The sequence below is a fragment of the Stenotrophomonas sp. K-6 genome (genome assembly GCF_056861555.1).
Map to the genome: position 1 here is coordinate 35,455 of NZ_JBSPUC010000003.1, position 13,594 is coordinate 49,048.

Below are 13,594 nucleotides of genomic sequence, written 5' to 3' on the forward strand. Positions count from 1 at the left end.
CCGGGCCTTCCGCACTCATCCGCTTCTGCTGCGGGGTGGAGCAGTCTGGCAGCTCGTCGGGCTCATAACCCGAAGGTCGCAGGTTCAAATCCTGCCCCCGCTACCATATAGCTCCGGTGCAAACCGGAGGCAGTGGACGAATTAAGCGATACCGGAAACGGTGTCGCTTTTTTCGTTCCAGGGCTTGGATCGCATTGCCTGTTTGGCTTTGGCCTAGGGGCTTTTGCACAGCCAATGTTTCAAAGGGGTTGCACGGGAACTCAAACTCCCTTACAATTCCGCTTCTGCTGCGGGGTGGAGCAGTCTGGCAGCTCGTCGGGCTCATAACCCGAAGGTCGCAGGTTCAAATCCTGCCCCCGCTACCACAGAAAATCTGCAGTGCAGATGCAGTAGACGAAAAGGCGATCTCGGCAACGAGGTCGCTTTTTTCGTTGTGGCAACGGCATCGTCGGCGCGACGGTGGAAAGGCGGCAGAGCGCGGGCGGCGGCTCCTGTTGCGGTTGCGGTTGCGGTTGCGCCAACGATGATTGAAGCGCACCCAAGATTAGTGACGAGTAGTCGTTTGGAATGTTGCTCTGCTGTTGCTTGTGACCTCAATGACTGGCCAGCCATTTCCGTAGGCAGCGGGGTGGGCAGGTTGGCGGGACCATTGGGGCGACATGGATGTCGCCCATGAGCCCCCATGGACGGGTTCACGGCGCGTCCCGCGGACCTGCCCATGCCGATGCCCTGGACGAAAGCCCAAACAGCCCGCTTTGGCCGTTCAGCTTTCCGAATACAGGCACCACAAACCACCCCAACCATTGCACCAGCGCGGTGCAACGGCTATCATCAGTGGCTTAGCGGACTGTCTACTCATATCCCCTCAACGGATATGAACAGGCCCCGCGACCGGCTTCCAGGAACGGCAACCTGTACCCAGGCCGCCGTGACCCCCCGGAACGCTGGGCTCGCAGACGTGCACCACATGCGCATCTGCACCGGAATCCAGCATGACCGGAGTTGTACCGGACAGGGGCCCAACGGGCCCTTTGTTGTTTCCGGAAGGTGGTCCAAGCCGTGGACCAGACCGTATTTCTTTTCAACGAATCAAGGCCGACTGTGAGCGACAAGGCAACCGAAATCGCGAATCTGCTCGCCCCCACCGTTCAGTCGCTGGGTCTCGAGCTGCTGGGCGTGGAATATCTGACCGCCCCGGGTGGTGCCACGCTGCGCCTGTACATCGACGTGCCGCTGGCCGAACAGCCCGAGCGCATCGTCAACATCGACGACTGCGAACGCGTCAGCCGCGAAGTCTCTGCCCAGCTGGACGTCGAAGACCCGATCACGGCGAACTACACGCTGGAAGTGTCTTCGCCGGGCGTGGACCGCCCGCTGTTCACCGGCGACCAGTTCGAGCGCGCCGTCGGCGAATCCGCCAAGGTGACGCTGAAGCTGCCGCAGGACGGCCGTCGTCGTCTGCAGGGCGAAATCCTCGCCGTGGATATCGAACAAGGCACGGTCACCTTCAAGGTCGACAATGCCCCGTTTACCGCCGACATCGAGAATATCGACAAGGCGCGCATCATGCCGGACTGGGCCGCCCTCGGCCTGGCTCCGACCAAACCGACTGGCCCGGCACCCAAACAGGGTGGCAAGGCGAACAAGAAACCATCCAACGAGCCGGCGGCCAAAAAGCCGCGCGCGGAGTGAGCCAATGAGCAAGGAACTTTTGCTGGTAGTGGATGCGGTCGCCAACGAAAAAGGCGTCCCGCGCGAAGTCATCTTCGATGCCATCGAGGCAGCGTTGGCTTCGGCTGCCAAAAAGCGTTACCCGGAAGAAGAAGTGCTGGCCCGTGTGTCGATCGACCACAAGGACGGCAACTACGAAACCTTCCGCCGCTGGGAAGTGGTGGCCGATGACGTGGTCATGGAGTCTCCGGACCGCCAGATCCGTCTGATGGACGCCATCGATGAAGCCGATGGCGTGGAAGTCGGCGATTTCATCGAAGAGCAGATCGAAAACCCGGACTTCGGCCGTATCGCCGCACAGGCCGCCAAGCAGGTGATCGTCCAGCGCGTGCGCGAGGCCGAGCGTCAGCAGGTGGTCGATGCGTGGAAGGATCGCGTTGGCGAACTGGTCACCGGTGTGGTCAAGCGCGCCGAGCGCGGCAACATCTATGTGGACCTGGGTGGCAACGCCGAGGCCTTCATCCCGAAGGACAAGGGCATTCCGCGCGACGTACTGCGCGCTGGCGACCGCGTGCGCGGTTACCTGGCCGAAGTCCGTTCGGAGCCGCGTGGCCCGCAGCTGTTCATCAGCCGCGCCGCCCCGGAATTCATGATCGAACTGTTCAAGCTCGAAGTGCCGGAAGTCGGCCAGGGCCTGGTCGAGATCAAGGCCTGTGCACGTGATCCGGGCGACCGCGCCAAGATCGCCGTGCTGGCCCACGATTCGCGTACCGATCCGATCGGTGCCTGCATCGGCATGCGCGGTTCGCGCGTGCAGGCCGTGTCCAACGAGCTCAATGGCGAGCGCGTGGACATCGTGCTGTGGAACGAGAACCCCGCCAACTTCGTCATCAATGCGATGGCGCCGGCGGAAGTGCAGTCGATCATCGTCGATGAAGAAAAGCACTCGATGGACCTGGCCGTGGCGGAAGAGCGCCTGGCCCAGGCGATCGGCAAGGGCGGCCAGAACGTGCGCCTCGCCAGCCGCCTGACCGGTTGGCAGCTCAATGTGATGACCCAGGACCAGGTGACCGCCAAGTCCGAGGCAGAGCAGGGCGTTGCCCGCCAGCTGTTCATGGACAAGCTGGAAGTGGATGAAGAAATCGCCGCCATCCTGGTGACCGAAGGCTTCAACACCGTGGAAGAAATCGCCTACGTCCCGGTCGGCGAACTGCTGGCCGTGGAAGGCTTCGACGAAGACATCGTCGAAGAGCTGCGTGCCCGTGCCCGCGATGCGCTGCTCAACGAAGCGCTCGCGGTGGAAGAAGGTCTGGAAGACGGCTCGCCGTCGGAAGACCTGCTCGCCCTGGAAGGCATGGACGAGGCAACTGCCTACGCCCTGGCCGGTCACGGCGTGCGTACCAGTGAGGACCTGTCGGACCTGGCCGCCGACGAGATCCTCGAGTTCGGCATCGAGGACATGGACCAGGAGCGCGCCGCCGCCCTGATCCTTGCCGCCCGAGCCGAGGAGATCGCCCGCCTGGAGCGCGGCGAATGAGCCAGCGATGAACAGTGCCCTGACCCGCTCAGGGCTTAGACTCCGCGCTGCCTTCGCACGTTTCGAGGGAGCGCCAACCAGATCATAGGATCCGAATGTCGCAGCAAACCACCATCCGCAAGCTTGCCGAACTGGTCAACACCCCGGTCGATAAACTGCTCGTACAACTTGCCGAAGCCGGCATGAAGTTCAGCGGTCCCGACCAGGTCGTGACCAGTACCGAAAAGGTGAAGCTCCTGGGCTTCCTTCGTCGCTCGCACGGCAAGACCGAGCAGCCCGTCGAGAGCACCGACGAAGCCGCCAAGAAGATCACCCTGAACCGTCGCAAGTTGCAGGAAGTGACCGTCAGCGCCGGCCGCAGCAAGACCACCGTCAACGTGGAAGTGCGCCAGAAGCGTACCTACATGAAGGACGCCAGCGGCAAGCCGATGACCGCGGATGAGGAGCGCGCCGACATCCTGCGCAAGCTGGAGGAATCCCGCCAGCGCAATCTGGACGAGCAGCGCGCACTGGCCGAGAAGGACCGTGCGCGCGACGAAGAAATCGCCCGCAAGCGTCAGGAAGAAATCGACGCCAAGGAACGTGCCGAAGCCGAGCGCAAGGCGGCCGAAGCCGCTGCTGAAGCGGCCAAGAACGCACCGCCGGCCCCGACCCCGGCTGCGGCCAAGCCGTCTGCTGCCGATGCACCGGCCCGCAACGCGCGTCCGGCTGCACCGTCGGCTGCCCGTCCGGCGCCGCGTTCGGACGATCGCAACTCGAACAACAACAACCGTCCGGGCGCCAAGCGCGACGACGATGGTGGCAACCGTTTCGCCGGTCAGCTGCATCTGTCGGCCGCCGATCGCGCCCGCCGCGGCAACAACAGCAACTCGCGTGGTCGTCCGACCGGGCGCGTGCAGCACGGCAGCCGCCGTGACAGCAACCAGTCGCGCAGCGGCGGTGGTGCCCATGGCTTCGAACGTCCGGTCGCTCCGATCGTGCGTGACGTCACCATCGGCGACACCATCACCGTCGCCGATCTGGCCCAGAAGCTGGCCGTCAAGGGCGGCGATGTGGTCAAGGCGCTGTTCAAGATGGGCGTCATGGCGACCATCACCCAGACCATCGACCACGACACCGCCGCGCTGGTGACCGAAGAACTCGGCCACAACGTGATCCGTGCCAACACCAACGACGCCGAAGACGCGCTGCTGGCGCTGGCCGGTGGCAACCAGGGCGAGCCGGTGGCACGTCCGCCGGTCGTCACGATCATGGGCCACGTCGATCACGGCAAGACCTCGCTGCTGGATTACATCCGCCGCACCAAGGTCGCCACGGGCGAAGCCGGTGGCATCACCCAGCACATCGGTGCGTACCACGTTGAAACGCCGAAGGGCGTGATCAGCTTCCTGGATACCCCGGGCCACGCGGCGTTTACGTCCATGCGTGCCCGCGGTGCCAAGCTGACCGACATCGTGGTGCTGGTGGTGGCGGCCGATGACGGCGTCATGCCGCAGACCAAGGAAGCCATCCAGCACGCCCGTTCGGCGGGTGTGCCGCTGATCGTGGCGATCAACAAGATCGACAAGTCCGGCGCCGATCCGATGCGCGTCAAGAACGAGCTGCTCACCGAGCAGGTCGTCTCCGAAGACTTCGGCGGTGACGTGCAGATGGTCGAGATCTCGGCCAAGGCCGGTCTGGGCATCGACGACCTGCTGGATGCAATCTCGATCCAGGCCGAACTGCTGGAACTGAAGGCCGTGGCCGACGGTCGCGCCACCGGCGTGGTCATCGAGTCCTCGCTGGACAAGGGCCGTGGCCCGATCGCCACCGTGCTGGTGCAGCAGGGTTCGCTGAAGAAGGGCGATTACCTGGTCTGCGGTATCCAGTACGGCCGCGTGCGCGCCCTGTTCGACGAAACCGGCGCACAGCCTGACCAGGCTGGCCCGTCGATTCCGGTGCAGGTGCTGGGTCTGTCCGGCGTGCCGGATGCCGGTGATGACTTCGTCGTGGTGGAAGACGAGCGTCTGGCCAAGGACGTCGCGCAGCAGCGCGAAACCAAGCGCCGTGAATCGCGCCTGGTGCAGTCGGCCGGCAGCCGCATGGAAGACATCATGGCGACCCTGGGCAAGGGCGATGGCCAGCAGGTGCTGAACCTGGTGATCAAGGCCGACGTGCAGGGTTCGGTGCAGGCGCTGAGCCAGGCACTGGTCGCGCTGTCCAACGACGACATCCGCATCAACGTGATCCACTCCGGCGTGGGTGGCATCACCGAGTCGGACGCCAACTCGGCGGTTGCCTCCAAGGCCACCGTGATTGGCTTCAACGTGCGTGCCGACGCCTCCGCGCGTCGCATCATCGAGTCCAACGGTGTGGATCTGCGTTACTTCTCGATCATCTATGACGTGATCGATCAGGTGAAGCAGGTGGCCTCCGGTCTGCTCGGCGTGGAAATCCGCGAAGAGATCATCGGTATCGCGCAGGTCCGCGACGTGTTCCGCAGCTCGAAGTTCGGTGCGGTCGCAGGCTGCATGATCATCGAAGGTACGGTGAAGCGCAGCAAGCCGATCCGCGTCCTGCGCGACAGCGTCGTGGTCTTCGAAGGCGAGCTGGAATCGCTGCGTCGTTTCAAGGAAAACGTCGAGGAAGTCCGCAACGGTACCGAATGCGGTATTGGCGTGAAGGCGTACAACGACGTCAAGCCGGGTGACCAGATCGAGTGCTTCGAGCGTATCGAAGTGCCGCGCACCCTGTAATGTTCCAGGCCGGGCCGCTTCATGCGGTCCGGCTTCTTCGCTTACGCATCACCCTTCAAGACGAGTCCGCCTACCGTGCCAAAGACCTTCCATCGAACCGACCGTGTTTCCGCCCAGATCCGCCGCGAACTGGGGACGCTCGTGCACAACGCCGTGCGTGTACACGGCCTGCCTTCGGTGAGCGTCTCCGACGTGGAAATCACCCGTGACATGGCGCATGCCAAGATTTTCGTCACCGCGCTGATGCCCGAACGTTCGGTGGAGGCCATGAAAGGCCTGAAGGAATTGGCCTGGGAACTGCGGATGGAGCTGGCGCGTGCGATGAAGCTGCGCCACGTGCCCGAGCTGCACTTCCACTACGATGATTCGGTGGATCGCGGCGAGCGCATCGACAACATCCTGCGTGATCTGCCCGATACGCTGGCGGCAGAGAAAAGCCGGCAGGGCGATGACGACGGCGAAGACGACGAAGGCGAAGACGCCGACGAAGGCGACAAGAAAGCCTGATGGACCAACAGCCCGAAAGGGCTGTTGTCTTATGGGGTGGGGCCTGTCGCAGTGCGACCGCTCCGCCGGAGGCCGGATTGACCGGCAGCGCCACACGGCGCCGTTTTGAATTGAATGCATGGCACCCCGAATTTCATTCCGCCGCCTGGATGGCATCCTGCTGCTGGACAAGCCGACCGGCATGAGCTCCAACGCAGCCCTGCAGGTGGCTCGCCGCCTGTACCGCGCCGAAAAGGGGGGCCATACCGGCAGCCTGGATCCGCTGGCCACCGGTCTGCTGCCCCTGTGCTTCGGTGAAGCGACCAAGATCGCGGGCCTGCTGCTCGGCTCGGCCAAGGCGTATGACGCCGAGGTGGTGCTGGGCCAGACCACCGATACCGATGATTCCGATGGCACCGTGCTGCGCGAGCGGCCGGTCCCGGCCATCAGTGCGGCCGCACTGGAGGCGGCGCTGGCACCGCTACGCGGTCGCATCCGCCAGCGCGCCCCGATCTACTCCGCGCTCAAGCAGGGCGGCGAGCCGCTGTACCTGAAGGCGCGCCGTGGCGAGGCGATCGAGGCACCGGAGCGCGATGTCGAGGTGCATGCGCTGGAGGTGCTGGCGCAGCAGGCGACCCGGTTGTCGCTGCGGGTGACCTGCGGTTCAGGCACCTACATCCGCAGCCTGGCCCGCGATCTGGGCGAGACACTGGGCTGTGGCGCCCATATCGCCGGCCTGCGCCGGCTGTGGGTGGACCCCTTCCGTGAGGCGCCGATGGTCACCCTGGAAACCCTGCGCGCTTTGGCCGAGCAGGGCGATGAGGCCGGCATGGAGGCCCTGTTGCTGCCGCTGGACGCAGGTCTGGCCCATTACCCCCGGGTGACGCTGGACGACGAGCAGACCCCTCGCTTCCGCGTGGGGCAGCGGATCCGCGACGCCAGCTGGCCGCAGGGTGGGGTGGTGGTCTTCGGCCCCGGGGAGGCGATCCAGGGCCTGGGCCAGGTCGACGAGACCGGTCTGCTGGCCCCGCAGCGCCTGTTCAACCTCTGACCGACCCGGCCGGGCATCACACCCCGGTCCTTGTTCCGGAGGGCCGCTGACGTTACAATTCCGCGGCCTTTTCAGGCTTCCCGCGTTCTGCGGGTTCATCCTTTCGTTCACGGCGAGTCGCGCGGTACGTCAATGGGACGTTTCTGCGGGCCACGCATCCAAGAGAAAACAGATATGTCGATCGACACCCAGAAGGTCATTGAAGACAACAAGCGCAGCGCCGCTGACACCGGCTCCCCGGAAGTCCAGGTCGCTCTGCTGACCGCCCGCATCGAGCTGCTGACCGGCCACTTCAAGACCCACAAGAAGGATCACCACAGCCGTCGTGGTCTGCTGCAGATGGTCAACCGTCGCCGCAGCCTGCTCGACTACCTGAAGAAGAAAGACGCTCCGCGTTACAAGGCCCTGATCGAAAAGCTCGGCCTGCGTCGCTAAGCACGAACCCCCACCGCGGCGCAGGAATGCGCCGCGGTTTTGTTTTGGCAGTACCGCATCAAACGTATGGGCCGGACAACCGGTCACCCGTCGGCGGCAAGGGTCGCCCGCGGTCCATTGAAGAAAGCATCATCCAAGGAAACCCCCGTGGCAAAAATCACCAAAACCTTCCAGTACGGCAAGCACACCGTCACGCTTGAAACCGGCGAAATCGCCCGTCAGGCCGGCGGTGCCGTCATCGTCAAGTTCGACGACACCGTGCTGCTGGTCTCCGCCGTTGCCGCCAAGAGCGCGCGTGAGGGCCAGGACTTCTTCCCCCTGACCTGCGACTATCAGGAGAAGTTCTACGCAGGTGGCCGTATCCCGGGCGGTTTCTTCAAGCGCGAAGGCCGCGCGACCGAAAAAGAGACGCTGATTTCGCGCCTGATCGATCGCCCGATCCGTCCGCTGTTCCCGGAAGACTACAAGAACGAAGTTCAGATCATCGCCACGGTGATGTCGCTGAACCCGGACATCGATGGCGACATCGCTGCCCTGATCGGCGCCTCGGCTGCGCTGTCGCTGGCCGGCACCCCGTTCAAGGGTCCGATCGCCGCCGCCAAGGTGGGTTACAAGAACGGTGAGTACATCCTCAACCCGACCGTGACCGAACTGAAGGATTCGGAGCTGGAACTGGTTGTCGCCGGTACCGCCAACGCCGTGCTGATGGTGGAATCCGAAGCCGCGCTGCTGTCCGAAGACGTGATGCTGGGCGCTGTGACCTTCGGTCACCGCGAGATGCAGAAGGTCATCAACGCGATCAACGAGCTGACCGTGGAAGCCGGCACCAAGCCGTCGACCTGGGAAGCCCCGGCCAAGAACACCGCGCTGATCAGCGCCCTGCAGGAAGCCATCGGCCCGCGTCTGGGCGAAGCCTTCCAGGTGCGCGACAAGCTGCAGCGCCGTGACGCCATCTCGGCGATCAAGAAGGACGTGACCGAGTCGCTGGCTGGCCGTGTGGCCGCTGACGGCTGGAACCCGGCCGAGCTGTCGAAGGAATTCGGCGAGCTGGAATACAGCACCATGCGCAACTCGGTGCTGGACACCAAGGTCCGCATCGACGGCCGTGCGCTGGACACCGTCCGCCCGATCTCGGTGAAGACCGGCATCCTGCCGCGTACCCACGGCTCCTCGCTGTTCACCCGCGGTGAAACGCAGGCCATCGTGACCATCACCCTGGGCACCGCCCGTGATGGCCAGGTCATCGATGCCGTCGCCGGTGAGTACAAGGAAAACTTCCTCTTCCATTACAACTTCCCCCCCTACTCGGTGGGTGAGACCGGCCGCATGATGGGCCCGAAGCGTCGCGAAATCGGTCACGGCCGCCTCGCCAAGCGCGGCGTGCTGGCAGTGATGCCGTCGCTGGAAGCCTTCCCGTACACCATCCGCGTGGTCTCGGAAATCACCGAATCCAACGGCTCCTCGTCGATGGCCTCGGTCTGCGGTTCCTCGCTGGCCCTGATGGACGCCGGCGTGCCGGTCAAGTCGCCGGTGGCCGGTATTGCCATGGGTCTGGTCAAGGAAGGCGATCGCTTCGTCGTTCTGTCCGACATCCTGGGTGACGAAGATCACCTGGGCGACATGGACTTCAAGGTCGCTGGTACCGCTGAGGGCATCTCCGCCCTGCAGATGGACATCAAGATCGAAGGCATCACCGAAGAGATCATGAAGCAGGCACTGCAGCAGGCCAAGGCTGGCCGTCTGCACATCCTGGGTGAAATGGCCCACGGCCTGACCGCCCCGCGCGAAGAGCTGTCGGACTACGCGCCGCGCCTGCTGACCATCAAGATCCACCCGGACAAGATCCGCGAAGTGATCGGCAAGGGTGGTTCCACCATCCAGGCCATCACCAAGGAAACCGGCACCCAGATCGACATCCAGGATGACGGCACCATCGTCATCGCCTCGGTCAATGCCATCGCTGCGCAGGCTGCCAAGGCCCGCATCGAGCAGATCACCTCGGATGTCGAGCCGGGCCGCATCTACGAAGGCAAGGTCGCCAAGATCATGGACTTCGGTGCGTTCGTCACGATCCTGCCGGGCAAGGACGGTCTGGTCCACGTGTCGCAGATCTCCAGCGACCGCGTCGAGAAGGTCGGCGACGTGCTGAAGGAAGGCGATGTGGTCAAGGTCAAGGTTCTGGAAGTCGACAAGCAGGGCCGTATCCGCCTGTCGATGAAGGCCGTCGAAGAAGGCGAAGGCGCCCCCGCCGCCGAGTAATCGGCCCACGCCGATCTCGCGGTAGGTGAGGACCGTCGGTTCTCACGCCACGCAGACAAGAAAAAGCGGGCTTCGGCCCGCTTTTTTTGTGCGCGCGTTTCAGGTGCGCGGCGCGTATCGGCGGCGTAGCACCATGCCCTGCATGGCTGCCGCTGGCCAACTCGGTCGCGCTAGGCCAGGTAACGCGATACTTCGATCAGATTCCGGTCCAGATCGCGGAAATACACCGACAGGATCGGTCCGGTTGCACCAGTCCGCTGCACCGGCCCTTCTTCCACAGTCACGCCCTGCGCCTGCAGATGCGCCAGAATCTCGTCCATGGTTGCGTAGGTGATCAGGCACAGGTCCGCCGAGCCGGGCGTGGGGTACTCGGCCCTGGGCTCGAACTCGCGCCCGTGTGCATGCAGGTTGATCTTCTGCAGCCCGAACCGCAGCGCCTTGCGGCCTTCGCCGAAGGTCTCCACCTCCATGCCCAGCACGCGCTGATAGAACGCACAGGTCGCGGCGACATCCGCCACGGTCAGGACCAGGTGGTCCAATCGGTCGATATGCAGGTCGGTCATCGGTGTCACGCAGCAGGCAGGGAGAGCGGTTGAACTGTACGGCCGGGCGCGCAAGCCGCAGGTGAACATCTGACGCTGTAGGGCCTGCCATCGAGCGCCTCCTGCCGCGCCTGTGCGCAGTGCCCTATGCTGGGCGGCATGGGGACAGAGACACTGCTGGATCTGCATATCGACCGCAACGCACAGCAGGTGCGGCGCGGCAATGAGGTGCTGCCGGTCAATGGACTGAGCTGGCGGCTGTTGGAGTGTCTGCTGTCGCACGGTACCGAGGTCGTCAGCTTCGACACCCTCGCGCAGCAGGTCTGGGCGCCGGCGGTGGTCGGTGAGGATGCGATCAGCCAGCGTGTGAAGCTGCTTCGCCAGGCACTGGGCGATGACAGCCGACGGCCACGCTACGTGCGCTCGGTGCGCGGCCGTGGCTACCAGCTGTGCGCGCCGCCGCAGCCGATAGTGCACGACACCGTTGCCATGGTCATCGCTGACAGCGCCCTGGCGTCACCTCGGCACGGACGTGCACGCGGGGTCTGGCTGGCGGCGGGCGTCGCCGCTGTCGCTCTCGCTGTCGCGGTGATCGTGGCCCGTCCCGATCCCGCACCGGTGTCGCCTGCCGATCCGGTGCTGCAGCGCGCTGCGTATTACGCGGGCATCGGGCAGGCCAGCAACAACGAGCGTGCCATTGGGCTGTATCGCCAGGCGCTGCAGATAGATCCGGAATCGTTGACGGCCAGGCGCGGGCTCGCCCGTGCGCTGGCCGCCGATGCCTGCCTGTTCAACGGCGCACGCGAGCGCGCGGAGGAAGCGCTGGTATTGGGCGGCGAACTGGTGCGCAAGGCCCCGGAAGATGCAGCCGGTTGGGCGGCACGCGGTTATGCCTACGACTGCCTTGGCGCGATGTCGCAGGCCATGGCGGACTACCGGCAGGCACTGCAGCGCGATCCGGGTGACGAGCGCACGCGTGCATCGCTGGCCTACCTGCAGCAGGAAAAAGGCGACCTCGCGCAGGCGCTGCAGGACAACCTGTCGCTGCGCGCGCCCGAGCGGGTCCGCTTCCGCGACGTACAGGTCGCACGCGAACTGGAGCTGCTGGGGTTCACCGATGCCGCCGCTCGCCGGCATGCACGCAACTTCCAGCTCTATCCGGACAACGTGTTCGCCAACATCGCCTGGCCGCGCAGCCTGCTGGCGATGGGAGAGCCGGGCAAGGCGCAGGCTGCACTCGATCAGGCGCTGACGCGTGGGACTCCGCATCCGCAGCTGCTGCGTCTGCAGGGCGAACTGCGGCTGTTGAACGGGAATCGGAAGGGCGCTGCTGACGCCTTCGAGCAGAGCCGGGCACTGCGCCCACAGCAGTCGATGGGGCAGACCCTGGCCGGTCTGTACGGCGATCCAGCGCCTACGCCGGCATGGATTGCCGAGCGTCTGCAACTGCTGAAAGGGCAGGGCGACGATGGCTGGTCCGACACCGCGCTGGAACGTGCCCTGTTGCTGCAGGCCCAAGGCGATGAGGCAGCTGCGCTGGTGGCCCTGCGCCACGCGGTGAGCGCCGGCTTCCGCGATGCGGCGTGGCTGCGCGCCACCCCCTTGTTTGCGCCGCTGCACGGTGCGGCCGGCTGGCAGCGACTGCTCGACACGATCGAGACGGACGTATCTGCCCAGCGCGCCCAGGTGCTGGCCGCCACCTGGCGGCCAACAGACCTCGATGGCCTCAGCGCAGCGCGGGCAGCAGGAACTCGGTGAGGATGCGGCGCGACTGCGGGTGGGCGTAGTTGCGGTTGTAGGCCTGGCTGGTGATGACCGCCACCAGCTTCTTCTCCGGCATCACGAACACGTAGTTGCCGCCGTTGCCGGACATCGTCCAGACCGTGGTTTCGTGCCCATCGACCGGGAGCTTCAGCCCCCACCACTGGTAGCCGTAGTCGCTGCCATCACCGGCGGTGGCCTGCGCGCCGACCATTGCCCGCACATAGCGGGACGGAATCAGCTGCCTGCCCTGCCAGCGTCCCTCGGCCAGCACCAGTTCCCCCAGCCGCGCCAGGTCACGGCTGCGATAGCGCGTTCCGCCGCCGCCCATGCCGATGCCTTCCGGTGAGCGGTTCCACCGGCTGGCGGTGATGCCCAGCGGACGCTCCAGCACCTGTGCGGCGTAGTCGGCCAAGGGCCGCTTCGTCGCCTGCTCCACCACCGCGCCGAGCACGAAGGAATTGGCCGTGCAGTAGGCATGCGCGCGGCCGTGCGGGCTGTCTTCCGGTCGCGTCATCCACGGTGCGAAGCCTTTGACCGGCAGCGACAGCGCGAAGTCCAGCCAGTGCTCGGTCACATACATGCGCTCTTCGTTGCCGGCCGAGAACGCATTCTCGTCATCGCACTCCCACAGCGTGCTCATGGTGAGCAGGTCTTCCACCGTCATCGCGCGTAGCCGGGGATCGACGTAATGGCCGGCGGTGAACGCGGGAAAGTAGTCGTACACGCGGGCCTGCACGCCGGGCAGGGACCCATCGCCGATGGCCGCACCGACCAGCATCGCCGTGACGCTCTTGCTGGCCGAACGCACATCATTGAGGGTGTCCGCCGTGCCGCCGTTGAAGTACCCCTCGTAGGCCACCTGGCCGTCCACCAGCAGCAGGACGCTGGTGACCTGTTTGATGTCCTGGGTGGTGATCGCCGACTCCAGTGCGGTGATCCGGGCGGTGTCCAGCACCGCAGGTGCGGCGGGAGCGGTCAATGGCAGAGCGGCCGCCAGGGCGAAGACCAGGGTGGCAAATGGGTGTCGGTAGTGGTGCATGGGCAAGGCTCCTCGAGATGAGGGCCGACTACGCCATGATGCGGGCTGAAGTGCTGGAAACGTGGCTGAAGAATT

Annotated in this window: 10 protein-coding genes and 2 tRNA genes; 10 read left to right on the forward strand and 2 right to left on the reverse strand. The window is 65.0% G+C overall.

Going from position 1 to position 13,594, the window contains the following annotated elements; genetic code table 11:
- Positions 1 to 29: 29 nt before the first annotated feature.
- The 9 genes from AC13F7_RS10550 (at position 30) to pnp (ending at position 10,174) form a co-directional block, all read left to right on the forward strand.
- A tRNA-Met gene (locus AC13F7_RS10550) sits at positions 30 to 106 on the forward strand.
- 182 nt (positions 107 to 288) lie between these two features.
- Positions 289 to 365, forward strand: a tRNA-Met gene (locus tag AC13F7_RS10555).
- A 736-nt stretch (positions 366 to 1,101) separates the two neighbouring features.
- Entirely contained in the window at positions 1,102 to 1,692 is a 591-nt protein-coding gene (gene rimP / locus AC13F7_RS10560) for a ribosome maturation factor RimP (protein WP_346471891.1), read from the forward strand.
- Positions 1,693 to 1,696: 4 nt separating this feature from the next.
- A complete protein-coding gene (gene nusA / locus AC13F7_RS10565; RefSeq protein ID WP_019182690.1) occupies positions 1,697 to 3,208 on the forward strand; it encodes a transcription termination factor NusA in 1,512 nt (503 codons plus the stop codon).
- A 95-nt stretch (positions 3,209 to 3,303) separates the two neighbouring features.
- Positions 3,304 to 5,943 (forward strand): translation initiation factor IF-2, encoded by a 2,640-nt coding sequence (gene infB / locus AC13F7_RS10570; protein ID WP_481469242.1) that lies wholly within the window; start codon positions 3,304 to 3,306, stop codon positions 5,941 to 5,943.
- A 21-nt stretch (positions 5,944 to 5,964) separates the two neighbouring features.
- Positions 5,965 to 6,450 (forward strand): 30S ribosome-binding factor RbfA, encoded by a 486-nt coding sequence (gene rbfA, locus AC13F7_RS10575; RefSeq protein WP_481469240.1) that lies wholly within the window; start codon positions 5,965 to 5,967, stop codon positions 6,448 to 6,450.
- 118 nt (positions 6,451 to 6,568) lie between these two features.
- Positions 6,569 to 7,480 carry a tRNA pseudouridine(55) synthase TruB gene (gene truB, locus AC13F7_RS10580; RefSeq protein WP_483000196.1) on the forward strand — a complete coding sequence of 304 codons (912 nt, stop codon included), beginning with the start codon at positions 6,569 to 6,571 and terminating at the stop codon, positions 7,478 to 7,480.
- A 174-nt stretch (positions 7,481 to 7,654) separates the two neighbouring features.
- Positions 7,655 to 7,915: a 30S ribosomal protein S15 gene (gene rpsO / locus AC13F7_RS10585; RefSeq protein ID WP_038687260.1), complete on the forward strand. Its 261-nt coding sequence runs from the start codon at positions 7,655 to 7,657 to the stop codon at positions 7,913 to 7,915.
- 147 nt (positions 7,916 to 8,062) lie between these two features.
- Entirely contained in the window at positions 8,063 to 10,174 is a 2,112-nt protein-coding gene (gene pnp / locus AC13F7_RS10590) for a polyribonucleotide nucleotidyltransferase (protein WP_319624158.1), read from the forward strand.
- Between the two features lie 170 nt (positions 10,175 to 10,344).
- On the opposite strand, the gene AC13F7_RS10595 is transcribed toward pnp, so the two are convergent.
- Positions 10,345 to 10,728, reverse strand: coding sequence for a VOC family protein (locus tag AC13F7_RS10595; protein ID WP_483001005.1), 384 nt, complete (start codon positions 10,726 to 10,728; stop codon positions 10,345 to 10,347).
- Between the two features lie 147 nt (positions 10,729 to 10,875).
- Between AC13F7_RS10595 and AC13F7_RS10600 the strand changes: the two genes are divergently transcribed.
- Complete coding sequence (locus tag AC13F7_RS10600; RefSeq protein ID WP_483000199.1) at positions 10,876 to 12,474, forward strand: winged helix-turn-helix domain-containing protein; 1,599 nt, start codon at positions 10,876 to 10,878, stop codon at positions 12,472 to 12,474.
- On the opposite strand, the gene AC13F7_RS10605 is transcribed toward AC13F7_RS10600, so the two are convergent.
- Positions 12,443 to 13,519, reverse strand: a complete 1,077-nt coding sequence (locus AC13F7_RS10605; protein ID WP_483000201.1) for a serine hydrolase domain-containing protein — start codon at positions 13,517 to 13,519, stop codon at positions 12,443 to 12,445. The two genes, AC13F7_RS10600 and AC13F7_RS10605, sit on opposite strands and share 32 nt — an antisense overlap.
- Positions 13,520 to 13,594 lie beyond the last annotated feature (75 nt).